This is a genomic window from Micromonospora lupini (genome assembly GCF_026342015.1).
Classification (GTDB): Bacteria; Actinomycetota; Actinomycetes; order Mycobacteriales; family Micromonosporaceae; genus Micromonospora; species Micromonospora lupini_B.
Genome location: NZ_JAPENL010000001.1, coordinates 1171429 through 1196022, shown reverse-complemented (window position 1 = coordinate 1196022; position 24594 = coordinate 1171429). Strand labels below are relative to the sequence as shown.

The window sequence follows — 24594 nt, the reverse complement described above, 5'->3', positions numbered from 1 at the left end:
TCGTCGTCCAGCGGCGCGGGTCCGGTCTCGCCGGTCACGGGCTGGCCATCCAGCGGTCCCGCAGCGCGGCCAGGATGCCCACCGAGACGATCAGCAGCACCAGGCTGAGCACGATCGCGGACTCCAGGTCGGTCTCCAGAGCCAGGTAGACGGCCAGCGGCATCGTCTGCGTACGCCCGGGATAGTTGCCGGCGAAGGTGATGGTGGCGCCGAACTCGCCGAGCGCCCGCGCCCAGCACAGCACCGCCCCGGCGGCCAGTCCCGGTGTCACCAGGGGCAGGGTGACGTGGGTGAAGGTGGTCCACCGCCCGGCGCCGAGCGTCGCGGCGGCCTCCTCATAGCGGTTGTCGGCGGCACGCAGCGCACCCTCCACGGCGATGACGAGGAACGGCATGGCGACGAACGCCTCGGCCAGCACCACGCCCGCGGTCGTGAACGGCAGGGTGACGCCGAACGTGGCGTCGAGCCAACCGCCGAGCAGCCCGCGCCGGCCGAAGACCAGCAGCAGCGCCACGCCGCCGACCACCGGTGGCAGCACCAGCGGCACGGTGACCAGGGCGCGGACCAGCCGGCGGCCGGGGAACTCGACCCGGGCCAGCAGCCAGGCCAGCGGCACGCCGAGCAGCAGGCAGAACAGGGTGGCCAGGGTCGCGGTCTGCACCGACAGCCGCAGCGCGGTCAGCGCCCCCGGCGCGGTGAGCCGCTGCGGCAGCGTCGTCCACGGTGCCCGGACCACCAGCCCGGCCAGCGGCAGGACGAGGAAGAGCAGGCCCAGCCCGGCTGGGATCAGCAACGCCGCGGGCACCCGCCCCCGTCGGCGCGGTGCGACGCCGGGAAGGGCATTGCTCACGGCGACTGGAAACCGGCCCCGGCGAGGACCGCCTGTGCCGGCGCCGAGCGGACGTACGCGACGAAGGCCCGCGCGCCGGCCGGATTCGGCGCGTCCTTCAGCGCGACGATCGGGTAGTCGTTTATCGCCCGTGCCGACTCGGGAAACTCGACGCCTGTCACGTCGGCGCTCGCCGCGCGGGCGTCCGTGCGGTAGACGAGGGCCGCGTCGACCTCGCCGAGCTTCACCTTGGCGAGCGCGCCCTTGACGTCCTGCTCCAAGGTGACAGGTGTCAACGCGACGCCGGCCGCGGTCAGGGCGGTACGTGCCGCCGCGCCGCAGGGCACCTGGTCGGCGCAGAGCGCCACCTTCACCCCCGGACGGGCCAGATCCGCCAGCCCGGTCACGCCCCCCGGATTGCCGCTGGGCACCGCGATCACCAGTTGGTTGCGGGCGAAGACCTCCGCCGTGCCCTCGGCGTTGCCGGCCTCGGTCACCGTAGCCATGTTCTTCGGCGCGGCCGAGGCGAAGACGTCCGCCGGTGCGCCCTGGTTGATCTGGTTGGCAAGGGCGGAGCTGCCGGCGAGGTTGAGGGTGACTGTGGTGCCCGGGTGGGCGGCCTCGAAGTCGTCGGCGATCCGGGTGAACGACTCGGTGAGTGAGGCGGCGGCGAACACGGTCACCGTGCCGGTGACCTGGTCGTCGTCGCCGCCGGTCGCCGGGTCGTCGCCCCCGCCGCAGCCGGCCACTGCCAGCACCGCGATTGCCGTCAGGCTCGCCAGCGCGCTCCGGCGGCTCATGCGCCGACCCTCGTGCGGGTGGAGGTGGGTGCGGCCCGCTCCACCACCACCGTCGTCGACTTGATCACCGCGACGGCCATCGACCCGACCCGCAGGTCGAGGTCGTCCACCGCCTCGCGGCTCATCAGCGACACCACCCGGAACGGGCCGGCCTGGATGTCGACCTGGGCCATCACCGTGTCCTTACGGACGTCGACGACGATGCCGCGCAGCCGGTTGCGGGCGGAGGAGAACTCCGCGCCCGCGTCCGGGTCGGCGGCCTGCGCGCGGGCGAACGCGGCCAGGTCGACGCCGTCGATGACGCGGTGGCCGTGCTCGTCGCGCCCGGCGGGCAGTCGCCCGGCGTCCACCCAGCGGCGGATCGTGTCGGCGCTGACGCCGAGCAGGTCGGCGGCCTCGCCGATGCGAAACATCGTCACCGGGTCACCCTAGCCCTCGCATCTGCGAGCAGGGAAGGGTGCAACGTCTAGCTTCTGCGTCGCGCTGGCGGTCAAGCAGCCGCAGATGCGGTCAGGGGCGGCGAGGGTGGCCCTTGAGGTGCCGGCCCAGCTCCCGGGCGATCTCGCGGTTGGCGTCGCGCTCGGCGAGGGTCTGCCGCTTGTCGTACGCGCGCTTGCCCTTGGCCAGGGCCAGCTCGACCTTGGCCCAGCCGTTGTCGAAGTACATCGACAACGGCACGAGCGTCACGCCGCCCTCGCGCACCTTCTCCAGGATCCGGCCGATCTCGGAGCGGTGCAGCAGCAGCTTGCGGTTGCGGCGCGGCGCGTGGTTGGTCCACGTGCCGTAGCTGTACTCGGCGATGTGCAGCCCGTACAGCACGATCTCGCCGTCGCGCTCGTGCGCGAACGCGTCGACAAGCGACGCCCGTCCCTCGCGCAGCGACTTCACCTCGGTGCCGACAAGCACGATGCCCGCCTCGTACGTGCGCAGCACGGTGTACTCGTGCCGGGCCTTCTTGTTCGAGGCGATCAGTCGACGCTCTGGCGGTTTGGACGGGCTCACCCGACGACGATATCCGGCCGCCGGCTCAGGGCCTCCGACGCTCGGCGCGCAGCCGCGCGGTGAGGTCCCGCACCGCCTGCGCGAACTCGTCCTGCGCCTCGCACGGCCAGTGGCCCAGGATCGGCGGCGGCACGCTGTCGCTCGGCGGCGGCAGCACGCCCTGCGGGTCCGTCAACCGGCGATCCACCGCCGCCTCCGGCCCGGTCGGCGTTTCGGTGTCCCCGGGCCGGCGTCCGGCGAACATCCACCCACCGATCGGGTCGGTGTCGCGCCACAGGTTCACCCAGCGCCAGCCGACCCGCTCGCCGATCTCCCGCAACGACGACTCGTCGACGTACGCGGGGAACAGTCGTGCGTACAGCCGGCTCAGCGGCGACCCGTAGGTGAGCAGGGCCACCCGGTCGGTGACCCGGGCCGGCAGTTGCAGCAGCGTGGCCGCGAGCAGCACCGAGCCGTGGCTGTGCCCCGCCAGCAGCACTCCCGCGCCCTGGTCCACGAGGTAGGTGATCCGCTTGGTCAGCTCCGGAACGGCCCGTTCGGCGTAGCAGGGCGGGGCGAAGGGATGCGCCCCCCGGGGCCAGAAGGTGCCCAGATCCCACAGGACGCCCACGTACCGCCGGAAGCCGGCCGTCCGGTACGCGAAGATGCCGCCGATCACGAGCCCGACCAGGATCGCGGCGATCGCGTAGCTGCCCGCTCCGATGAGAAAGTTGACGAGGCTCTCGGGCACGCCGACGTACCTCTGGAACACGTCCCCGGGATAGAGCTGGAGCAGGCCGAGCAGGCTGGTGGCCAGTCCGAGCGCGGCGGACCCGGCGTAGACCACGGTGAGGGGTTCCAGCCGTTCGGTGAACCGGGCCCGGGCGACCGCCTGCTCGACCCGGCGCAGCCGCCCCGCCGCCTCCGGCGGCGCGTGCGGGAAGTCGGCGGCCACGATCGCCCGCGCGGCCCGCCACCGGCTGCGGCGGGTGGCCACGGTGACAAGCGCGCCCACCAGCAGCGCGGCCAGCACCGCCAGGAAAAACCCGAAAATCGCCCACTTGTACGCCAGCGGCGGCCCGAACGCCTGCTGCGCGCTGTTCCCGCCGTCGCGGTCCAACACGTCGGCCACCCGGTACACCAACTCGGCGGAGAACGCCACCGCGAGCCCGGCGCCGATGGTGACGAAGACCGGAGCGCCCAACGCGCGCAGCCGCGGGAGCCGCTGCCCGTCGGCGCGTCGCCCGCGGCCGCGGCCCCAGATCACCACCGCCGCGAGGATCACCAGCAGCACGGTCTGGCTGACGAACAACCAGGCCACGGTGGCGCTGTATCCGGGCAGCATCCTGCTTCGCGGCCACGGCTCGGGGCTGGTCAGGGTGTACGCGATCACCAGGATCGTCAGGCCGCAGGCGATCGTGCGGAGCCCCCGCGTGACCGCCTCCAGCCGGGGCACCGGGGTGGGCTGGTCCATGCCCCGTACCTTCGTCAGCATCACCACGCAGGTGAGCAGCACGGCCCCGGTGGCCACCGCCAGCGCCGCCCGCACCGCCGACTCGTTCTGGCTGTCCCAGGCGGCCAGCAGGCTGCCGTCAAGCGTGGCGAACGCGGCCGCTACGTGCACCGAGCGCAGCCGCCCCACCATCGGGGTGCCGTCCCACTGACCGACAGCGCTCAGGTGCTGGACGGAGGTTTCCTGAGTCACCCCGGTGCGGAAGGCGTCGAACGAGTGGCTCGGCCGCGCGCCGAGCCACCACACGATCCCGATTGCGGCGACGGGCACCAGGGCCGACACACCCAGCCGTATCCCCGGCGGACGACCGGCGAGCCAGGAGAGCCAGCTCCGTCCGGCCGTGCAGGTCGGGCTGCCCATGCAGCGCCAGGCGATGAGGTCCACCGCCATCCCGACGATGGAGAGCACGTAGAGCATCGTGAGGGTGAGCGCGAGGACCCGGCACAGCGCGACGATGACGTGCTTCCCCGAGAGGCTCGCCGGGCGCATCCAGAGCGCCACGTTGCAGAGCATGAACGGCAACAGGAACACCAGCGACAGCGTCCGCACGGCCGTGCCGGACGGCAGATCGCTCCAGCGGTACGCCTCCAGCGTGATCCCGTCCGTGCCTGTCGAGTCCGGGTAACCCGGACGCGGGCGGTAGAACCCTCCGCTGCGGTCCCCGGCGACCTGGTGCACGTACGGCCGGTTGAGCACCTGGTCGGCGCTCGCCCCGGAGACGCCGTGCACCCGCAGCTCCACGACCCGACCCGACATCGTGGGTTCGGTCGGCGACGCGTCCGCCATGGGCCCCCCGAGGTGTGCGACCACCGGCCGGTCGGCGGTGCTGGCCGCCCGCGCGGCGGTGCGGCTTACCCGTCCCGGGCCGGGTCAACCATGCGGCGGCGACCACGTGGTGGTGCGGCCGAGCCCCGCAGGGTGGTTCTATTGGCGCCATGGCAAACCCGGTGATCCTGACCGTCGACGACGATCCCGCGGTGTCCCGGGCGGTGGCCCGGGACATCCGGCGCCGCTACGGCGACCGTTACCGGGTGCTGCGCGCCGCCTCGGGGCCGGAGGCGCTGGACGCGCTGCGGGAGGTCAAGCTGCGCGGCGAGCAGGTCGCGCTGCTGCTTGCCGACCACCGGATGCCGGAGATGACAGGCGTCGAGTTCCTCGAGGCCGCCATGGACATCTTCCCCGCCGCCCGCCGGGTGCTGCTCACCGCGTACGCCGACACCGACGCGGCGATCGAGGCGATAAACGTGGTCGACCTGGACCACTACCTGCTCAAACCCTGGCACCCGCCGGAGGAGAAGCTGTATCCGGTGGTCGACGGCCTGCTGGAGGCGTGGTCGGTCACCCCGGACGCGACGAGCATCGAGATCCGGGTCGTCGGGCACCGCTGGTCGGCGCCGTCGTTCAAGGTCCGTGACTTCCTGGCCCGCAACCTCGTGCCGTACCGCTGGTTGTTGTCCGACGACCCGGAGGGCGCCCGTCTGCTCGACGCGGCCGGGGCCACCGAGGCGGACGTACCCCTGGTGGTGACCGCCGAGGGCAAGGCCCTGGTGGCCCCCAACGAGACGGAGCTGGCGGCGCTGGCCGGGTTGACAGTGGTGCCGGCGTCCGACTTCTACGACCTCGTGGTGATCGGCGGTGGTCCGGCGGGCCTGGGCTCGGCCGTGTACGGCGCGTCGGAGGGACTGCGCACAGTCCTCGTGGAGCGGCGGGCGACGGGCGGGCAGGCCGGGCAGAGCAGCCGGATCGAGAACTACCTGGGCTTTCCCGACGGTGTCTCCGGCGCGCAGTTGACCGACCGGGCCCGACGGCAGGCGGTCAAGTTCGGCGCCGAGCTGCTCAGCGCCCGGGAGGTGGTCGGCCTGAGCGAGGCCGGTGGGGCCCGGCTGCTGCGGTTCGGCGACGGCAGCGAGATCGCCGCGCACACAGTGGTGCTGGCCACCGGGGTCTCCTACCGGGTGCTCGACGCACCGGGGTTGGCCGACTTCACCGGCCGGGGGGTGTTCTACGGCGCCGCCGCCACCGAGGCGCCCAGTTGCGCCGACCAGGACGTCTACATCGTGGGCGGGGCCAATTCGGCCGGCCAGGCCGCCGTGCACTTCTCCCGGTACGCGGCCCGCGTTCACCTGCTGATCCGCGGCGCGGACCTCACGGCGTCGATGTCGCGCTACCTGATCGACCAGCTGGAACGGATCGACGCGATCACCGTGCACCCGCACACGGCCGTGGTCGGCGCCACCGGGCAGGACCACCTGCAACAGCTCACCCTCTGCGACACCCGCACCGGGCAGGCCCGCTGGGTCGACACGTCCTGGCTGTTCATCTTCATCGGCGCCGAGCCCCGCACGGACTGGCTGGACGGGGTGCTCGTCCGCGACGGGCGCGGCTTCATCGTCACCGGCCCGGACCTGTTGAGCGGTGGTCGGCGTCCGGCCGGGTGGTCGCTGTCGCGCGACCCGTACCACCTGGAGACGAGCGTGCCCGGGGTGTTCGCCGCCGGGGACGTCCGGGCCGAGTCGGTCAAGCGGGTCGCCTCGGCCGTCGGCGAGGGCGCGATGGCCGTCTCGCTCGTGCACCGCTACCTGGAGGCCCAATGACCACCCCGTCGGAGCGGTTGACGCCCGCGCAGCTGCGTGACCTGTTCCTGTTCGAGGCGCTCGACGACTCCCAGCGCGCCTGGCTGGCGGAACGCGGGCGCGTCGAGCAACGTGCGGGCGGCACCCTGGTGTACGCCGAGGGTGAGCCCGGCACCTGCTTCTTCGTGCTGCTGCGCGGCGCTGTCGCGCTGAGCCGGCAGGTGCGCGGCGACGACATCGAGGTCAGCCGCACCGACCAGCGCGGGGTGTACGGCGGGGCGGTCCAGGCGTACCTGGGTGACCAGGTCGACCAGATCTACCGCAACAGCATGCGGGCGCTTGTCGACTCGGACTTCTTCGTGCTGCCGGCGGAGGACTTCGCGTACGCCCTGCGGTCCTGGTTCCCGATGCCCATGCACCTGTTGGAGGGGCTGTTCCTCGGCCTGCGGAACAGCCAGACCATCGTCGGCGAACGGGAGCGGCTGCTGGCGCTCGGCTCGCTCTCGGCGGGGCTGACCCACGAGTTGAACAACCCGGCCGCGGCGGCGGTGCGGGCCACCTCGGTGCTGCGCGACCGGGTCGCGGGCATGCGGCACAAGCTCGCGATGGTCGCCGACGGTCGGCTCGACGGCCGGGCGTTGCAGGGGCTTGTCGCGTTGCAGGAGGAGGCGGTGGCCCGGGTGGCCACCGCGCCGAAGCTGACCCCGATGGCCACCGCCGACGCCGAGGACATCCTCACCGACTGGTTGGAGGAGCACGGGGTGGGCGGCGCCTGGGACCTGGCGCCGATCCTGGTCGGCGGGGGTCTCGACGCGGCCTGGCTCGGGCAGGTGAAGGCGGCCGTCGGCCCGGCGGACCTGGAGGCCGCGGTGCGGTGGCTCTCGTACACCGTCGACACCGAGCTGCTGATGCGCGAGATCGGCGACTCGGTCACCCGGATCTCCGGCCTCGTCGGCGCGGCCAAGCAGTACTCCCAGTTGGACCGCGCCCCGCACCTGGTGGTGGACGTGCACGATCTGCTCGACGCCACGCTTGTCATGTTCAAGGGCAAGATCCCCGCCGAGGTCAAGCTCGTCCGCGAGTACGACCGCTCGCTCCCGTCGATCCCGGCGTACGCGGCCGAGCTGAACCAGGTGTGGACGAACCTGATCGACAACGCGCTCGGCGCGATGGGGGAAAAGGGCGTGTTGACCGTCCGCACCGGACAGGTCGGCGACCTGCTGTCGGTGGAGATCACCGACACCGGTCCCGGTATCCCGCCCGAGGTGCGCCCGCGCATCTTCGAGCCGTTCTTCACCACCAAGCCGGTCGGGGCGGGCACGGGTCTGGGGCTGGACATCTCGTACCGGATCGTGGTCAACAAGCACCACGGCGACATCCGGGTGGAGACCGAGCCCGGGAACACCACGTTCCGGGTGCTGCTGCCGATCACCGAGGAGGTGACGCCCACTGTGTGAAACACCCGTACGACGCGCCGACTACCTAGCGACATCGGCTAGTCGCGGGCAGTAGTCTCGGGCGGCGTTCGTGCTTCCCGCCCCCCGAGGAGCGTCCGTGGACTCGATGGCCCGCCCGCGTACCGCGCCCCACGACGACGACCAGCCGATCGGCCCACCCGAGGACACCTCCATGCTGCCGGAGCTGGAGGACGCCGCCTGGATGCACCATGCGACGACGTTCGCGCACACCAGCTTCTGGGCCGTGGCCCGACGGCTGCCCCGGCTCGTGCGGGAGGCGGTGGCGCTGGCCTGGGCCACCAACCGCATGGACGCCGTCGCCTCCATCGGCCTGAACGTCGCCGCCGGGGTGATGACCACCTTCGGCCTGCTCGCCACGACCACCGTGCTGCGGGAGCTCTTCGCCGCCGGGCCCACCCCGGACCGGGTGCGCTCCGCCCTGCCGGCGCTTGTCGTGGCCGCGGCCGCGGTCTCGGCGCGCGGCGGTCTGACGATCGCGGCCGGTTGGGCCCAGGCGCGGCTCACCCCGCAGATCAACTACCAGGTGGAGCTGCGGTTGTTCGAGGCCACCACCGCCGTGGACCTGGCCGCGTTCGACGACGCCGGGTTCGCCGAGGAGATGGACCGGGTGCGCGACCGGGGGATGGGCGAGGCGGCGTGGATCGTCGACCACACGGTCAACCTGGTCACCGGCGTGGTCGGGATGCTCGCCACCGCCGTGGCGGTGACAGTCATCCAGCCGCTGCTGCTGCCGTGCCTGCTGCTCGCCGCAGTGCCCCAGGCGATCACGGCGGTGCGGATGGCCCGCCGGGAGTACCTGGCCATGCTGGCGCGGATCACCCGCCGGCGACGGATGTGGATGCTCGCCCACCTGATGGCCAACAGGCACACCGCCGCCGAGGTGCGCGCCTACCAGATGCGCGACTTCCTGCTCGCCGAGTACCGGGGCGTGATGGCCGTCGAGACCCGCGCCCAACTGCGGCTGGTCCGTTCGCAGACCGGCACCCGCGTGGCCGGCGCGACAGTGGCGGGCCTGGCCACCTTCGGGGTGTACGCCGTGCTCGGCGGGCTGCTCCTGGCCGGCATGGTCGCCCTCGCCGCCGCGGCCACCGCCCTGCTCGCCCTGCAGTCCGCCCGGACCAGCCTGGGCGTCGCGGTCGTCGCCACCAACTCGCTGTACGAGGACGCCCTCTACTACCAGGACTATCGGGATTTCCTGACCCGCGCGCAGGGCCGGGTGCCCGTCGGCGGCGACCGCACGGTCGACGGCGTCGAGACGATCGACGTCGACGAGGTGAGCCTGCGCTACCCCGACACCGGCGCGCCGGCGGTGGACCGGGTCAGCCTGACGATCCGGCGCGGTGAGGTGATCGCGCTTGTCGGCGAGAACGGCTCCGGCAAGACCACCCTGGCCAAGCTGATCGCCGGGCTCTACCAGCCCACCGGTGGGACGATCCGCTGGGACGACGTCGACGCCGCCGAGCTGGATCCGCGCACGCTCGGCGCGCAGGTGGCCGTGATGACGCAGGAGTACTGGAAGTTCCCGTTCACCGCCGGGCAGAACATCCGCGTGGGCCGGCACGACCGTACGCCCGACCACCCCGGCCCCGACGTGCAGGAGGCCGCCGCCGCGGCCGCCGCCCACGACATGATCGTCGGTCTGCCGCACGGCTACGACACCCTGCTCGACCGGGAGTTCAAGAACGGTCATGAGCTGTCCGGCGGGCAGTGGCAGCGGCTGGTCGCGGCCCGCGGCCTCTACCGCGACGCCGCGCTGCTGATCTGCGACGAGCCGTCGGCCGCTCTGGACGCCCGCGCCGAACACGCCCTGTTCCAGCACCTGCGCCGTCGACCCGACCGGGCGGTCGTCCTGATCACCCACCGGCTGGCAAACGTCCGGCACGCGGACCGGATCTTCGTCATGGACCGGGGTCGCCTCGTCCAGGAGGGCAACCACGACGAGTTGATGGCGGCCGGCGGCCTCTACCGCGAGCTGTTCGAGTTGCAGGCCAGCGGCTACCGGGCCGGCGCCACCGACGCCGCGAGCCACTGACCCCGCCCCACGCGGGCCCTGCGTCAGCCGTCGAGGAAGTCGGCCAGGACCTTGGTGTGGGTGGAGAACGCCAGCTCGACCGGGTCGGTGAGCACCAGCCACTCGGTCGCCTCTTCGGTGGGCGCCGACGGCGGCAGGTCATCGACGGCCCGCTCGGGCAGCACCCCGAACACCATCATGGTGCCGCCCGCGGGGGCGCCGCGCACGGCGAGGAGCCGGGCATCCTCGGCCGCCGCGACAAGCCCGGTCTCCTCCCGCAGCTCACGCACGAGCGCGTCGGACCACTCCTCGCCGTACTCGATGAAGCCGCCGGGAAGCGCGAGCTGCCCGCGGGCCGGTTCGATGTCCCGCCGGACCACCACGACGCCCAGGCCCTCGGCGGTGCGGACCGGGAGCACCGCCACCGCGACGGGCAGCGGGTTTCGCCAGACGGTCTCGCCGCAGACCGCGCAGACCCGCGGCCACCCGGCCGCCGTCGGGTAGGCGGCGCCGCAGTAGGAGCAGTGCGAGTACGGCGTACCGGTCATGGCGCAGCACGTTACCCGGACCGCCGTCGTCGGGGCTGCTCAGGCTTGCGGGGCCCCCGTGTAGAAGGCGGTGGTGCGCTCGGCGGCGGCCTTGGCCTCGTCGGCGTCGGTGCCGGCGGCGATGCTCGCCTCGCACCAGAGCTGGCTGCTCAACTCCATGGCGCGTCGGCCCTCGGCGGAGGCGACCCACTCGGCGCTGTCCTCCGGCCGGACACCGCTGCCGTCGCCGGAGAGGTACGTGGAGAGGCCGAGCAGGCCCAGGTCCCAGCCGACGCCGACGGCGCCCGGCCCGAACTGCGCCCACCGGTCCTGGTCCACGTGCGCGATGTGGTCCAGGTCGAGGCGGGCCTGCTCGTCGCCGACAGGCGTGACCCGCACCTCGATCCAGCTCACCTCGCCGCCCATCTCCCAGGTGGCGGTGAAGCGGTGCGGCGGCTCGCAGCTCTCGACGGTGCCGCCGGCGTTGCCCTGGAGCTGGTACGTGCCGCCCAACCGCAGGTCGCCGCTGATCGGCAGGAACCAGCGCGGGATGCGCTCGGCGTTGGTGCAGGCGTCCCACAGATCCTCGGCCGTCGCCTGGTAGGTCTGGCTGATCGTGGTCACCCGCGCCTCGCCGGCCTCCAGGGTGCGGCTGCCGACCTGCCGCCGGACGGCGTTGATCTGCTCGGTCGCGTCGAACATCAGGTGTTCCTCTCGTCGGGTGGGTCGGCGGGCCCGCGCAGCCGACGCTCGCGTCGGCCCCGGGCCAGCTCGGTGGCGAGTGCCGCCAGGGGTGGCGCCCAGAACCGGCGGAAGTGCTCCAACCAGCCGTCGACCTCGCGCAGCGGGCGCGGGTCGACCGCGTACAGGCGGCGGGCGCCCTCCGGCCGCACGGTGGCGAATCCGTTGTCGCGCAACACTTTGAGGTGCTGTGACACGGCGGGCTGGGAGATGCCGAACTCGTCGCGGATGACCGCGCTGACCGCGCCCGCGGTCTGCTCGCCGTCGGCGAGCAGCTCCAGGATGCGGCGCCGGACCGGATCGCCCAGCACGTCGAAGGCGTGCACGGCGACAGTTATATCACCGCTGGCTTAATTAAGCCAAGCCTGAAACCCCGACCAGCTTGTCGAGGCGGATCGGCAGGTCCCGCACGCGTACGCCGGTGGCGTGGTGCACCGCGTTGGCGACCGCCGCCGCGGCGCCGACGATGCCGATCTCGCCGAGGCCCTTCACGCCGGCCGGGTTCAGCTCGTCGTCCCGCTCGTCCAGCCAGTACGCCTCGATGGACTCGACGTCCGCGCAGCCGGTGATGTGGTACGTGGCCAGGTCGTGGTTCACCCAGTCGCCGTAGCGCTCGTCGAGCAGGCCCTCCTCGTGCAGCGCCATCGACAGCCCCATCGTCATGCCGCCGATCAGCTGACTGCGCGCCGTCGTCGGGTTCACCACCCGGCCGGCGGCGAACACGCCGAGCATCCGGTTCACCCGGACCTCCCCGGTGTCCGCGTCCACCCGCACCTCGACGAACTGCGCCCCGTACGCGTACCGGGGCCGCTGGGGCTGCCCGCCCACCTCGTCGGTGGTGTCCGCCTCGGCGCTGACCTCGGTACCCGGCGGTGCGCCCTCGCGCAGCTTGCCCCGCAGTGCCTCGCAGGCCCGCACCACCGCCCAACTCCAGCTCGCCGTGCCCATCGAGCCACCGGCCAGCGGAGCCACCGGCAGGTCGGTGTCGCCGATGCGGATCTCGACCCGCTCGGGCGGCACCCCGAGCGCGTCGGCGGCCACCTGCCAGAGGGCCGTCCGGGCGCCGGTGCCGATGTCGGTGGCGTCGATCCGGGCCAGGAAAGTGCCGTCGGGCCGGGCGGTCACCGCCGCCGAGGACGGTCGCGCCCGGGCCGGGTAGCTCGACCCGGCCACCCCGGTGCCGATCAGCCACCGTCCGTCGCGCCGGGCCCGGGGGGTCGGATCCCGGCCGGTCCAGCCGAACCGCTGCGCCCCCTCGCGCAGGCAGGCCACCAGGTTGCGGCTGGTGAACCGTTGCCCCTGATCGGGGTCGACCGCCGCGTCGTTGCGGATCCGCAGGTCCACCGGGTCGACGCCGGCCGCGATCGCCAGCTCGTCCATCGCCGACTCCAGGGCGTACGCGCCGGGGCACTCGCCGGGAGCGCGCATCCAGAACGGCGTGGGCACGTCGAGGCGTACCAGTCGGTGGGTGGTGCGCCGGTGCGGCGCCGCGTACATGCTGCGGGTGTAGACGGCTGTCTGCTCGGCGAACTCCCGGATCGTCGACGTCTGGCTGATCGCGTCGTGGCAGACGGCGGTGAGCCGCCCGTCGGCGTCGGCGGCGAGGCGGACCCGTTGGATGGTGGGGGTGCGGTAGCCGATCGGCCCGAACAGTTGCTGACGCGTCAGCGCCAGCTTGACCGGGCGGTCCACGTGCCGCGCGGCGAGCGCGGCGAGCACGACCGCCGCCTTGGCGTACCCCTTGCTGCCGAAGCCGCCGCCGACGTGCTCGGCGATGACCCGGATCGACTCCCGAGGCAGCTCGAACAGCTCGGCGAGCGTCGCCTGCACCGGCGCGGCGCCCTGGGTGGAGTCGTGCACCAGCAGCCGCCCGTCCTGCCACCGTGCCGTCGTCGCGTGCGGCTCCATCGGGTTGTTGTGGTACGCCGGTGTCCGGTACGTGGCGTCCACCCGCACCGGCGCCGCCGCGTACCCGGCGTCGAAGTCGCCCTCGACGGTGTCCGTCGGGTAGCTGGGGTTGACGTGCTCCGGTTTGTACAGACCTGGGTGGTCATCGGTGAGCACGGTGCTGTGCGGGCCGGTGTCGTAGTCGATCCGTACCAGTCGGGCGCCCTCGCGGGCCGCCTCCAGGCTGGTGGCCACCACCACCGCCACGAACTGCCCCCGGTAGTGCACCGCGGGCTCCTGCAACAGCCACAGCTCCGGCTGCGGGCCGGGCGCGATCCGGGGCGCGTTGCCGTGGTGCAGCACCGCCAGCACGCCTGGCGACGCGAGCGCCTCGTCCGTGTCGACGCGTGTGATCCGACCTCGGACCACTGCCGCCGGCACCACCCAGCCGTAGGTGACGCCGTCGGTCGGGTACTCCACCGCGTACCGGGCCGTGCCGGTGACCTTTTCCCGACCCTCCAGCCGGGGGTACGCCCGGCCGACCGCGCCGCCGCTCACGTCGTCGCCCGCTCGGCCAGCCCGCTGAGCACCCGCACCGTGATGGCCCGGGTCAGCGGCAGCTTGAAGCCGTTGTGCCGCAGCGGTCGCGCCTCGGCCAGCTCGGCGTCCGCGGCCCGCGCCGCCAGCTCCGGGCTGAACTGTCGACCTCGCAACTCCTCCTCGGCCCGGTACGCCCGCCACGGTCGGTGCGCCACCGCCCCGTACGCCAGGCGGACGTCGCGGACCACGTCGCCGTCGAGGTCGAGGACCGCGGCCACCGAGCCGGCCGCGAAGGCGAACGAGGCCCTGTCGCGCACCTTGAGGTACGCCGAGCGGCGCGCGGCCGGCAGCGCCGGCAGCCGTACGGCGGTGATCAACGTGCCACGCGCCAGTGTGGTCTCCCGCTCCGGATGCGTGCCGGGGGAGCGGTACAGCGTGGCGAGCGGGACGTCCCGGGCGCCGTCGGCGTCGTGCACCTCCACCACGGCGTCCAGCGCGGCGAGGGCGACCGCCAGGTCCGACGGGTGGGTGGCGACGCACTGCTCGGACCAGTCCAGCACGGCCAGGTCGCGGTTCTGCCCGTGCAGGGCGGCGCAGCCGCTGCCCGGGTCGCGCTTGTTGCACGCCTTGCCGGTGTCCTGGAAGTAGACGCAGCGGGTGCGCTGCAACAGGTTGCCGCCGGTGGTGGCCAGGTTGCGCAGCTGGCCGGACGCGGCGGCGAGCAGGGCGCGGGCCAGCACCGGGTAGTCGCGGCGGACCGCGGGGTGGGCGGCGAGGTCGCTGTTGCGCACTGTCGCGCCGATCCGCAGCCCGCCGTCGGGCAGCTCCTGGACCGCGTCCAGGGGCAGCCGGGTGACGTCCACCAGCAGCTCGGGCCGCTGCACGCCGAGCTTCATGAGGTCCACCAGGTTGGTCCCGCCACCCAGGTACGCCGCGTGCGGCTCGCCGCCGAGCACGGCGACGGCGTCGGCCACGTCGGCCGGGCGGTGGTAGCGGAACGGCCTCACGGCGTGGTCGCCGTCTCGCGGATGGCCGCGACGATGTGCGGGTACGCGGCGCAGCGGCAGAGGTTCCCGGCCATCCGTTCGCGGATCTCGGCGTCGGTCAGCTCGGGCGGCGAGTCGAGGTCGTCGGTGACCGCGCTGGGCCAGCCCTGGGCGACCTCGTCGAGCATGCCCCGGGCGGAGCAGAGCTGCCCGGGGGTGCAGTAGCCGCACTGGAACGCGTCGTGGGCGACGAACGCAGCCTGCATCGGGGACAGGTCGTCGGGGCCGGCGAGCCCTTCGACTGTCAGCACCGACAGGCCGTCCACCGTGGCCGTGAGGACGAGGCAGCTCTTCGCCCGGCGGCCGTCCAGCAGCACCGTGCAGGAGCCGCACTGGCCGTGGTCGCAGCCCTTCTTCGCCCCGGTCAGGCCCAGGTGCTCGCGCAGCGCGTCGAGCAGGGTCGTGCGGTTGTCGAGTGTCAGCTCCCGCCGGTCACCGTTGACCTCGAACGCCACCCGGGACGAGTGACGCTCGTCGGTCGTCGTCTCGTTCTCCGGTCCGCCCCGCACCGGCCCAGACTAGCGGCAGTGGCACATAAGCGGGCGAATTACGCATAGAGCCGGCCGGACGTGCCCCGGGCGCCACCGGATGTGGCGCCCGGGGATCCCCGCCGGCCCCCGTCTCAGGCCACCGGCGCTGTCGCGTCGGTGGTTCGGGCGAGGCGTTGGTGGGCGCGGATCAGCTCCGCGTAGCGCAGGCCGCTCGCCTTCACGGTCCGCCGCTGGGTCGCGTAGTCGACGTGCACCAGCCCGAAGCGCTTGTCGTAGCCGTACGCCCACTCGAAGTTGTCCAGCAGCGACCACACGAAGTAGCCGTCCAGCGGCACGCCCCGGGCCACCGCCGCCGCGCACGCCGCCAGGTGCTGCTCCAGGTGGTCGGTGCGCTCCTTGTCCTCGACCGTGCCCTCGGCGGTGACCTCGTCCGGCCACGCCGAGCCGCTCTCGGTGACGATGATCCGGCCCGGCCGGTACTCCTCGTGCACGTCGACGAGCAGCCGCTCCAGCCCCGCCGGGTACATCTCCCAGCCCATGGCGGTCTCCACCGAGCCGGGCACCGGCACCTGCTTCGCGTACGGCGCCGGGCCGGTCGGGTCGTCGACGACCAGTTGGCGGAAGTAGTAGTTCACCCCGAGGAAGTCGGTGGGCGTGGCGATCACCGTCAGGTCGTCACCGCGCACCGGCGGCTCGACGCCGTACGTGGCGATCATGTCGGCCGGGTAGCCGCGCCCGTGGATCGGGTCCAGCCACCACCGGTTGACGTGCCCGTCGGCCCGCCGGGCCGCAGCGACGTCCTCGGGTCGGTCGGTCGCCGGCTCGATCGGGCTGAGGTTGAGCACCAGACCGACCGACGCCTCCCGGGCGGCGTTGGCCCGGATCGCCTGGGTGGCCAGGCCGTGCCCGAGCAGCGCGTGGTGCGAGGCGTGCACGGCGCGGGTCAGATCCCGCTCGCCGGGGGCCATGTTCCCGTCCAGGTGACCGATCCAGCACACGCAGAGCGGCTCGTTCACCGTGTTCCAGTCGGCCACCCGGTCGCCGAGGCGGGCGGCGACCACCGCCGCGTACTCGGCGAACGCCTCGGCCGTGGCCCGCTCCGGCCAGCCGCCGGAGTCCTGGAGCACCTGCGGCAGATCCCAGTGGTAGAGCGTGACGAACGGTCGGACCCCGTCGGCGAGGAGCGTGTCGACGAGCTTGTCGTAGAAGTCCAGCCCGGCCGGGTTGACCCGGCCGACGCCGTCGGGCATCACCCGGGGCCAGGCCACCGAGAATCGGTACGCGTCCACGCCGAGCCGACGCAGCAGCGCGAGGTCCTCCGGCCACCTGTGGTAGTGGTCGCAGGCCACCGCGCCGGTGTCGCCGTTGTCGACCTTGCCGGGGGTCGCCGAGAAGGTGTCCCAGATGGACGGCGCCCGGCCGTCGACGTCGACGGCCCCCTCGATCTGGTACGCCGCCGTGGCGACGCCCCAGAGGAAGTCGGGTGGCAGCTTGGACAGGTCGGGCACGGGTCGGTTCTCCTCTGGGTGTGGGTGAGTCACTTGACGGCGCCGGCGGTGAGGCCCGCGACGAAGTAGCGCTGCAGGGCCAGGAACCCGGCGACGACGGGGATGCTGACCACCAGCGAGGCCGCCATGATCTGGTTCCAGTAGACGTTGAACTGGGTGGAGTAGCCCTGCAGGCCGACGGCCAGGGTGCGGCTGCCCTCGTCGGTCATCACGGAGGCGAACAGCACCTCACCCCAGGCCGTCATGAACGCGTACACGGTCACCGCGACGACGCCGGGCACGGCGGCCGGCAGGATGACCCGGAACAGGATGCGCAGCGGCCCGGCCCCGTCGACCTGCGCGGCCTCGTCCAGCCCGCGGGGGATCGAGTCGAAGTAGCCGACGAGCATCCAGATCGAGAACGGCAGCGAGAAGGTGAGGTACGTGATGATCAGGCCGGTGCGGCTGGCGTACAGCTCGATGCCCGTGGCGTTGCCCAGGTTGACGTAGATGAGGAACAGCGGCAGCAGGAACAGGATGCCGGGGAACATCTGGGTGGACAGCACGGTCACCGAGAAGACGCCCCGGCCGCGGAACCGGTACCGGCTGACCGCGAACGCCGCGAAGATCGCCACGGCCACCGAGCAGACCGCCGCGACGCTCGACACCACCAGGCTGTTGACCAGGTAGCGGGCCAGCGGCACGGTGCTCCACATGTCGACGAACGGTTGCAGGGTGGGCCGGCTGGGCCACCAGGTGAACCCGTTCTGCACGTCCCGCAACGGTTTCGCCGCCGAGGTGACCATCACGTAGAGCGGAATGGCGACGAAGAGGGTGAGCAGGGTCAGCACGATGCGCCGGCCCCAGCGCTCACCGGCGGTCTCACGCATGGTCGTCCCTCCGGCGGTTGGTGATCAGCAGGTACGCGGCCGAGACGACGAGCAGGAACAGCAGCAGCGCCACCGACATCGCCGAGCCCGACCCGAAGTCCCAGGTCTTGAAGGAGCTGCGGTAGATGTGGATGGAGATGAGGTCGGCCTGTTCGGGCGCGGAGCCGCCGAAGAGCACGTACGGGGTGTTGAAGTCGTTGAAGGTCCACAGGAACAGCACCAGCAGCAGCACCAGGTTCACCGGCCGCAGCATGGGCAGGGTGACCGAGCGCAGTCGGCGCCAGAATCCCGCGCCGTCGATCGCGGCGGCCTCGTACAGCTCGCCGGGCACGTTCTGTAGGCCGGCCATCAGGCACAGGAAGGCGAACGGCCAGTTGCGCCAGACCGACACCACAAGCAGCGACCAGAAGCTGTTGTCGCCGATCAGCCAGAACGGCCGCTCGTTCAGCAGCCCGAGCTGGTCGACGAGCACGTGGTTGACCAGGCCGGTGTCGCGTTGCAGCAGGAAGCTCCACGTGATCACGGCGGTGTAGACCGGAAGGGCGTACGGGGTGAGGAACAGCGCCCGCAGGATGGCCCGCCCGCGAAACGGCTTCTGCAGCACGACGGCCGCCGCGATGCCGAGCAGCCAGGCGAACCCGACCGAGAGCACGCTGTAGATGAGCGTCACCCAGAACGAGTGCAGCAGCTCCTTGCCGGCGGCGCTGTTCAGGTCGAGCGTGGCGCGGTAGTTCTCCAGCCCGACGAAGGGCGCGGTGGACCAGTCCCGGATGTGGAACTGGGTCAGCTCCAGCAGGCTCATCCAGACCCCGACCACCATCGGGATCACGTGGATGGCGAGTTCCAGCACGATGGCCGGGGCGAGCAGCAGGTACGGCAGGAGCGAGCGGCGGGGGCCGCGCGGCCGGCGGGCGGCCCCCCGGGCGGGTGACCCGGCCCGGGGTACGCGCCGGTCGGCGTTCGGCGCGGTGGTGCTGGTTGCCATCGGGGTCCTCTCGGAGGCGGTGGCCGTGGCCGGGCTCGTCACCCGACCACGGCCACCGGCGCTGCGTGGGTCAGCGCATCTTCTGCTGCGCGTCGGTCAGCTTCGCCTTCACCGACTGCTCGGTGACCGGCTTGCCGCTCGCCGCGTCGGCGAACAACTCCTTCATCGCGGTGCCGACCAGGGTCTCGAAGGTGCTCTCGTCGGGCACCTGCGGCAGCGGGGCGGCGGTGGTGACAAGCGTCTCCTGGATGCTCTTCTGCTCCGGGGCGCTGAACGCCGGGTCGGCACCCGCGGTCTTCACCGCAGGCAGCGAGCCGTACGTCTTGTTGAGGAGCGTCTGCTCCTCGTCGCTGGTCATGAACTTGACGAAGCTCAGCGCGCCGTCCTTGTTCTTGGTGTGCTTGAAGACCGCCATGTTGATGCCGGCGACCATGCTGTTGACCTTCTTGCCGCCGGCCGGCGGGCTGGCCAGGAACGGCACCGGGGCCACCCCGTACGCGTCGGCGGCCATGTTCTGCGTCTTCAGGTTCGAGCCTGCGGACTGCCAGAGCAGCATGGCGGCCTTGCCGTTGGCGAAGTCGGAGACCGACTGGTTCTGCGCGTACTCGGCGTTGCTCGGGTTGGTGATCTTGTCAGCGGCCATGAAGTCGATGTAGCGCTTGATGGCCGAGACGTTCTGCGGGGTGTCGAAGGTCGGCTTGCCGGCCGAGTCGAACCAGTCGCCGCCGTACTGCTGGCCGAAGGTGAAGGCGTGGTGCGCGTTCTCCGACGGGTTGGCGCCCTCGATCGCGAGGCCCCACTTGCCGCCCTTGGTGAGCTTCTTGCCGTCCTCGGCGAGCTGCTCCCAGGTGGTCGGCGGCGCGGTGATGCCGGCGTCGGCGAACGCCTTCTTGTTGTAGTACAGGCTGTACGCCATGCTGTAGAGCGGCACGGCGGCCGGCGGCTTGCCGGGGGCGCCGGCGGCGGCGAGCGCGGCGGGCACGATGCGGTCCTTGCCGCCGACGGCCTGCAGGGTGGCGTCGTCGAACTCGACAAGCGCGCCGGTGGCCTGCAGCGACGCCGACCAGGTGTTGCCGATGTTCACCACGTCCGGGCCCTTGCCCGAGGCGGCGGCGGCGAGCAGCCGGTTGAGCAGGTCCGACCAGGGGACCACCTCGAGGTTGACCTTGATGCCGGTCTGCTTCTCGAACTTGTCCAGCTCCGGCTGGAGGGTGGTCTTGTCGGCCTCCAGGCTGGCGCCCTGGTTGCTGGCCCAGTAGGTGAGGGTCTTGGGCGATGCGGCGGAGTCGTCGCCGGAGCCGCCGCAGGCGGTGAGCGATGCGGCGGCCAGTACGGCGGCGGTGAATATCCCGAGGTGTCGTCTCGACACGGTCAGCCCTTCCGGTGCGTGGTGGGGGTCCGCCGGCCGTCGTCGTCGATAGGGGCGGCGACGGTGGCCGGCTGCGGACGGGGTTTCTCCGGATGCGCCGTCGGGGGTCCGTCGGCGTTTCCCGGGAGTTACATCACGGCTTAATGAATGTCGTCATTAAAGTTGCTGGCAGGTGGGTCGTCAAGCACGGTGCGGTTACAGTCGCCACCAACGGCCGACGGGAACGAGGTGACGAGTGGAGCTGGCACGAGCCACCAACCGGAGCGTCCGGCTGCGCAACAGGTCCGCCCTGCTGACGAAGCTCTTCCTCGACGCCCCGCTCACCCGGCAGGACCTGGTGCGCAGCACCGGCCTGAGCCAGCCGGCGGTGAGCAACGTGGTGGCCGACCTGATCGACGAGGGCATCGTGGCCGAGGCCGGCGCCGCCGAGTCCGACGGTGGCCGCCCCAGCATGCTGCTGCGGGTCGCCCCCCGGTACGCCTTCGTGATCGGCGTGGACGTCGGCGAGACCCGGGTCCGGGTCGAGCTGTTCGACTTCGCGATGAGCCTGCTCGCCAGCATCGAGTACCCGCTCGACCCGGCGCGCACCGAGCCCGGCGTGGTCGCCGGGCACGTGCTGGCCGGCATCGAGGCGGTCACCGGCCAGGCCCGGGTGGCCACCGCCGACGTGCTCGGCGTCGGCATCGGCGTCTCCGGCGTGGTCGAACAGGGCGTCGAGGCAGTCGTGCACGCCCAGGCCCTCGGCTGGGACCGGGTGCCGCTGGAACGCCTCATCGGCGCGGGCACCGACCTGCCGCTGCACATCGACAACGGCGCGAAGACCCTCGGCCAGGCCGAGATGTGGTTCGGCGCCGGGCGCGGCGCCCGGCACGCAGTCTTCGCGCTCGTCGGCTCCGGCGTGGGCGCGGCCGTGGTCACCAACGGCGCCACCTACCGGGGCGCGTCCAGCAGCGCGGGGGAGTGGGGCCACACCACGCTCGTGTACGGCGGCCGGGCCTGCCGCTGCGGCGCGCGCGGCTGCCTGGAGGCGTACGTGGGCGCGGAGGCGATCATCGACCGCTACCGCGAGGCGCGTCGGGGTCGCCAGGTGCCGGGCGTGGACGAGGAGTCGCAGCTCTCCGCGCTTGTCACCGCCGCCGACTCGTCGGCCACCGCCCGCCGGGTGCTTGACGACACCGCGGGCTACCTCGGCGCCGGTGTGGCCAACCTGATCAACCTGTTCAACCCGGAGCGGGTGGTCCTCGGTGGCTGGGCGGCGATGGTGCTGGGCGACCTGCTGCCTGCAGTCCGCGAGGCCGCCGGTCGGCAGGCGCTGCGCCAGCCGTACGAGCAGGCGTCGATCGAGCTGTGCCGCCTCGGCGTGGACGCGGTCGCCCTGGGAGCGGCGACCCTCCCGATAGCCCGCTTCCTCACCGAGGGCGGCGTGCGCCGCTGACCCCCTTGTCGATCAAGAGGTTTGCGTCAGGGATCGCGCGTGTCGTGACGCAAAGCTCTTGATCACCGCGCGGGGTGGGCGCGACCGGCGGCGGGTGCGGCGAATTACACAAAAAGAATCCTCGGGATAAATAACGAAGTTATAGATCGATGTCTTGACGCCGCCGCAATCTCGCCGCAACACTCCTACGAGAGCGCTCTCCGACCCGCGGCGCCGCATCGGCGGCTCCACCCATGGCACCACGGGCGAAATCCGATCCCCCACCCGCGCGGCGTCCGTAACGCCCTATCGACAGGCGATGTCATGACATCTCGTGCTACATCCGTACGCCCGCGTCCCCGGCGGGCCGTCCGGCACCTCCTCGTCGGACTCGCCGTGACACTTGTCGCGGCCCTGACCCCGGCCGTCGCCACCGCCCCGGCGCAGGCCGCCCCCACCCTGCTGTCGCAGGGTCGCCCGGCGACCGCCTCGTCCTCCGAGAACGCCGGCACCCCCGCGTCGGCAGCCGTCGACGGCAACACCGGCACCCGCTGGGCCAGCGCGTTCAGCGACCCCCAGTGGCTCCAGGTCGACCTGGGCGCGCAGGCGACAATCAGCCAGGTCAACCTCCTCTGGGAGGGCGCCTACGGCCGCGCCTTCCAGATCCAGACCTCCGACGACGCCGCCACCTGGACCACCATCTACTCGACCACCACAGGCGCCGGCGGCACCCAGAACCTCACCGTCACCGGCACCGGCCGGTACGTGCGCATGTACGGCACCGCCCGGGGCACCGGCTACGGCTACTCGCTCTGGGAGTTCCAGGTCTACGGCGAGACCGGCGGCGGCACGTCCACCTGTGGCAGCGCCAACGTCGCGCAGGGCAGCCCGGTGACCGCCTCGTCGACCGAGAACGCCGGCACCCCGGCGTCCGCCGCCGTCGACGGCAACACCGGCACGCGCTGGGCCAGCGCCGCCAGCGACCCGCAGTGGCTACGCGTCGACCTCGGCAGCACCCGCACGATCTGCCGGGTGACGCTCACCTGGGAGGCCGCGTACGCCCGGGCCTTCCAGCTCCAGACCTCGGCCGACGGGGCCACCTGGACCACCGTCTACTCCACCACCACCGGTACCGGCGGCACGCAGAACCTCACCGTCGCCGGCAGCGGACGCTACCTGCGGGTGTACGGCACCGCCCGGGGCACCGCCTACGGCTACTCGCTCTGGGAGCTGGCGGTGAACACGACAGGCGGCGGCACCACCGAACCCCCGGTCGGCACCACCGACCCGTACAACCCCAACCTCGGATCGAACACGTACGTCTTCGACCCCAGCACGCCCACGTCGACCATCCAGAGTCGACTGAACACCCTCTTCACCCAGCAGGAGACCAACCAGTTCGGCCCGCAGCGCTACGCCGTGCTGTTCAAGCCGGGCACCTACACCGCCGACGTCAACCTCGGCTTCTTCACCCAGGTCGCCGGCCTCGGCCTGAGCCCCGACGACGTCAACCTCAACGGTCACGTCCGCACCGAGGCGTTCTGGATGGGCGGCAACGCCACGCAGAACTTCTGGCGGGCCGCCGAGAACCTCTCGGTGACCCTGCCGGCCGGGCAGACCGTGGAGCGCTGGGCGGTGTCGCAGGCCGCGCCGTACCGGCGAATGCACCTGCGCGGCGCGCAGAACCAGATCCAGCTCTGGAACGGCGGCGACGGCTGGTCCAGCGGTGGCCTGCTGGCCGACACCCGCATCGACGGCCTGGTCGTCTCCGGCTCGCAGCAGCAGTGGTACTCCCGCAACAGCGAGTTCGGCAACGGCTGGACCGGCTCGGTGTGGAACATGGTCTTCCAGGGCGTCGTCGGCGCCCCGGCGCCGAGCTTCCCCAACCCGTCGCACACGGTCATCGCGCAGACCCCGCAGGTGCGGGAGAAGCCGTTCCTGTACGTCGACGGCACCGGTGAGTACCGGGTCTTCGTGCCCGCGCTGCGCACCAACTCGACAGGCACGAGCTGGTACAACAAGACCCCGGCCGGCTCGTCGATCTCGCTGTCGCAGTTCTACGTCGTCCAGCCCGGCACCAGCGCGGCGACGATCAACGCGGCCGTCGCGCAGGGTAAGCACCTGCTCTTCACCCCGGGCGTGCACCACGTCACCGAGCCGATCCAGATCAACCGGGCCGACACGGTCGTCCTCGGCCTCGGCCTGGCCACCATCCAGGCGGACAACGGCAGCGTGGGCATGCGGGTGGCAGACGTGGACGGCGTCAAGGTCGCCGGCCTCATGTTCGAGGCCGGCACGACCAACTCGCCGGTGCTCATGGAGGTCGGGCCGTCCGGCTCGTCCGCGAGCCACGCCACGAACCCGACCTCGCTGCACGACGTGTTCTTCCGCATCGGCGGGCCGCACGTCGGCAAGGCCACCAACACGCTCACCGTCAACAGTGACAACGTGATCGGTGACCACATGTGGCTGTGGCGGGCCGACCACGCCGCCTCGGGCGTACCGACCGGGTGGACGCTGAACACCGCCGACACCGGGCTCACCGTCAACGGCGACGACGTCACCATGTACGGCCTCTTCGTCGAGCACTACCAGAAGTACCAGACCCTCTGGAACGGCAACGGCGGCCGGACGTACTTCTACCAGAACGAGCTGCCCTACGACGTACCGAACCAGGCGGCCTGGATGAACGGGTCGACCCGGGGCTACGCCGCGTACAAGGTCGCCGACTCGGTGACCAGTCACCAGGCGTTCGGGCTGGGCAGCTACAGCTACTTCAACGTCAACCCCGCGGTGGTCGAGGAACGGTCCTTCGAGGTGCCGGTCACCTCGAACGTGCGCTTCACGAACATGGTCACCGTCTCGCTCGGTGGCGTCGGCACCATCAACCGGGTGATCAACAACGCCGGTGGCACCGCGAACGCCGCCAACCAGACGGTGTACCTGACCACCTACCCCTGACCGGGGCGCCCGCGCCGGCCCGGTCGACTCATCGGACCGGGCCGGCGCGGGTAGCACCCAGGGCCGAGGCC

20 protein-coding genes are annotated in these 24594 nt (G+C 72.2%); 5 read left to right on the top strand and 15 right to left on the bottom strand.

From position 1 onward, the window contains the following. Positions 1-34: 34 nt before the first annotated feature. From OOJ91_RS05500 to OOJ91_RS05480, 5 genes are all read right to left on the bottom strand, one after another. The gene (locus tag OOJ91_RS05500; protein ID WP_266243186.1) at positions 35-850 is read right to left on the bottom strand and encodes an ABC transporter permease; all 816 of its coding nucleotides are present in this window, start codon (positions 848-850) and stop codon (positions 35-37) included. Continuing rightward, a complete protein-coding gene (modA, locus tag OOJ91_RS05495; protein WP_266243185.1) occupies positions 847-1629 on the bottom strand; it encodes a molybdate ABC transporter substrate-binding protein in 783 nt (260 codons plus the stop codon). Before modA ends, OOJ91_RS05500 begins: the two co-directional genes overlap by 4 nt. Further along, positions 1626-2048: a TOBE domain-containing protein gene (locus tag OOJ91_RS05490; RefSeq protein WP_266243182.1), complete on the bottom strand. Its 423-nt coding sequence runs from the start codon at positions 2046-2048 to the stop codon at positions 1626-1628. The genes modA and OOJ91_RS05490 overlap by 4 nt, the downstream gene beginning before the upstream one ends. Positions 2049-2139: 91 nt before the next feature. Further along, positions 2140-2631, bottom strand: coding sequence for an SsrA-binding protein SmpB (smpB, locus tag OOJ91_RS05485; protein WP_266243180.1), 492 nt, complete (start codon positions 2629-2631; stop codon positions 2140-2142). Positions 2632-2656: 25 nt separating this feature from the next. Further along, complete coding sequence (locus OOJ91_RS05480; RefSeq protein ID WP_266243178.1) at positions 2657-4909, bottom strand: hypothetical protein; 2253 nt, start codon at positions 4907-4909, stop codon at positions 2657-2659. 149 nt (positions 4910-5058) lie between these two features. Between OOJ91_RS05480 and OOJ91_RS05475 the strand changes: the two genes are divergently transcribed. The 3 genes from OOJ91_RS05475 to OOJ91_RS05465 all read left to right on the top strand — a co-directional run bounded on the left by OOJ91_RS05475 (position 5059) and on the right by OOJ91_RS05465 (position 10206). Then, on the top strand, positions 5059-6717 hold the full coding sequence (locus OOJ91_RS05475) for an FAD-dependent oxidoreductase (RefSeq protein WP_266243176.1): 1659 nt from the start codon (positions 5059-5061) through the stop codon (positions 6715-6717). Next, a complete protein-coding gene (locus OOJ91_RS05470; protein ID WP_266243174.1) occupies positions 6714-8153 on the top strand; it encodes an ATP-binding protein in 1440 nt (479 codons plus the stop codon). The genes OOJ91_RS05475 and OOJ91_RS05470 overlap by 4 nt, the downstream gene beginning before the upstream one ends. Positions 8154-8259: 106 nt before the next feature. Then, on the top strand, positions 8260-10206 hold the full coding sequence (locus tag OOJ91_RS05465; protein WP_266245273.1) for an ABC transporter ATP-binding protein: 1947 nt from the start codon (positions 8260-8262) through the stop codon (positions 10204-10206). 23 nt (positions 10207-10229) lie between these two features. Here OOJ91_RS05465 and OOJ91_RS05460 read toward each other — a convergent pair whose 3' ends face one another. From OOJ91_RS05460 to OOJ91_RS05415, 10 genes are all read right to left on the bottom strand, one after another. Further along, positions 10230-10733 carry an NUDIX domain-containing protein gene (locus OOJ91_RS05460; protein ID WP_266243172.1) on the bottom strand — a complete coding sequence of 168 codons (504 nt, stop codon included), beginning with the start codon at positions 10731-10733 and terminating at the stop codon, positions 10230-10232. 39 nt (positions 10734-10772) lie between these two features. After that, the gene (locus tag OOJ91_RS05455) at positions 10773-11414 is read right to left on the bottom strand and encodes an SRPBCC family protein (RefSeq protein WP_266243170.1); all 642 of its coding nucleotides are present in this window, start codon (positions 11412-11414) and stop codon (positions 10773-10775) included. After that, positions 11414-11779 (bottom strand): ArsR/SmtB family transcription factor, encoded by a 366-nt coding sequence (locus OOJ91_RS05450; RefSeq protein ID WP_007460905.1) that lies wholly within the window; start codon positions 11777-11779, stop codon positions 11414-11416. The genes OOJ91_RS05455 and OOJ91_RS05450 overlap by 1 nt, the downstream gene beginning before the upstream one ends. Positions 11780-11807: 28 nt before the next feature. After that, positions 11808-13898: a xanthine dehydrogenase family protein molybdopterin-binding subunit gene (locus OOJ91_RS05445; protein ID WP_266243168.1), complete on the bottom strand. Its 2091-nt coding sequence runs from the start codon at positions 13896-13898 to the stop codon at positions 11808-11810. After that, a complete protein-coding gene (locus OOJ91_RS05440) occupies positions 13895-14887 on the bottom strand; it encodes an FAD binding domain-containing protein (RefSeq protein ID WP_266243166.1) in 993 nt (330 codons plus the stop codon). Before OOJ91_RS05440 ends, OOJ91_RS05445 begins: the two co-directional genes overlap by 4 nt. Further along, positions 14884-15381 carry a 2Fe-2S iron-sulfur cluster-binding protein gene (locus OOJ91_RS05435; RefSeq protein WP_266245272.1) on the bottom strand — a complete coding sequence of 166 codons (498 nt, stop codon included), beginning with the start codon at positions 15379-15381 and terminating at the stop codon, positions 14884-14886. Before OOJ91_RS05435 ends, OOJ91_RS05440 begins: the two co-directional genes overlap by 4 nt. Positions 15382-15548: 167 nt before the next feature. Beyond that, positions 15549-16925, bottom strand: coding sequence for a GH1 family beta-glucosidase (locus OOJ91_RS05430; protein WP_266243164.1), 1377 nt, complete (start codon positions 16923-16925; stop codon positions 15549-15551). A 29-nt stretch (positions 16926-16954) separates the two neighbouring features. Next, on the bottom strand, positions 16955-17794 hold the full coding sequence (locus tag OOJ91_RS05425; protein ID WP_266243161.1) for a carbohydrate ABC transporter permease: 840 nt from the start codon (positions 17792-17794) through the stop codon (positions 16955-16957). Then, complete coding sequence (locus tag OOJ91_RS05420) at positions 17787-18779, bottom strand: carbohydrate ABC transporter permease (protein WP_007460898.1); 993 nt, start codon at positions 18777-18779, stop codon at positions 17787-17789. Before OOJ91_RS05420 ends, OOJ91_RS05425 begins: the two co-directional genes overlap by 8 nt. 70 nt (positions 18780-18849) lie before the next feature. Further along, complete coding sequence (locus OOJ91_RS05415) at positions 18850-20148, bottom strand: ABC transporter substrate-binding protein (protein WP_266243159.1); 1299 nt, start codon at positions 20146-20148, stop codon at positions 18850-18852. Positions 20149-20383: 235 nt separating this feature from the next. Between OOJ91_RS05415 and OOJ91_RS05410 the strand changes: the two genes are divergently transcribed. Further along, on the top strand, positions 20384-21583 hold the full coding sequence (locus tag OOJ91_RS05410; RefSeq protein ID WP_266243157.1) for an ROK family transcriptional regulator: 1200 nt from the start codon (positions 20384-20386) through the stop codon (positions 21581-21583). 303 nt (positions 21584-21886) lie between these two features. Further along, positions 21887-24523 (top strand): discoidin domain-containing protein, encoded by a 2637-nt coding sequence (locus tag OOJ91_RS05405; RefSeq protein ID WP_266243155.1) that lies wholly within the window; start codon positions 21887-21889, stop codon positions 24521-24523. The last annotated feature ends 71 nt before the right edge of the window (positions 24524-24594 follow it).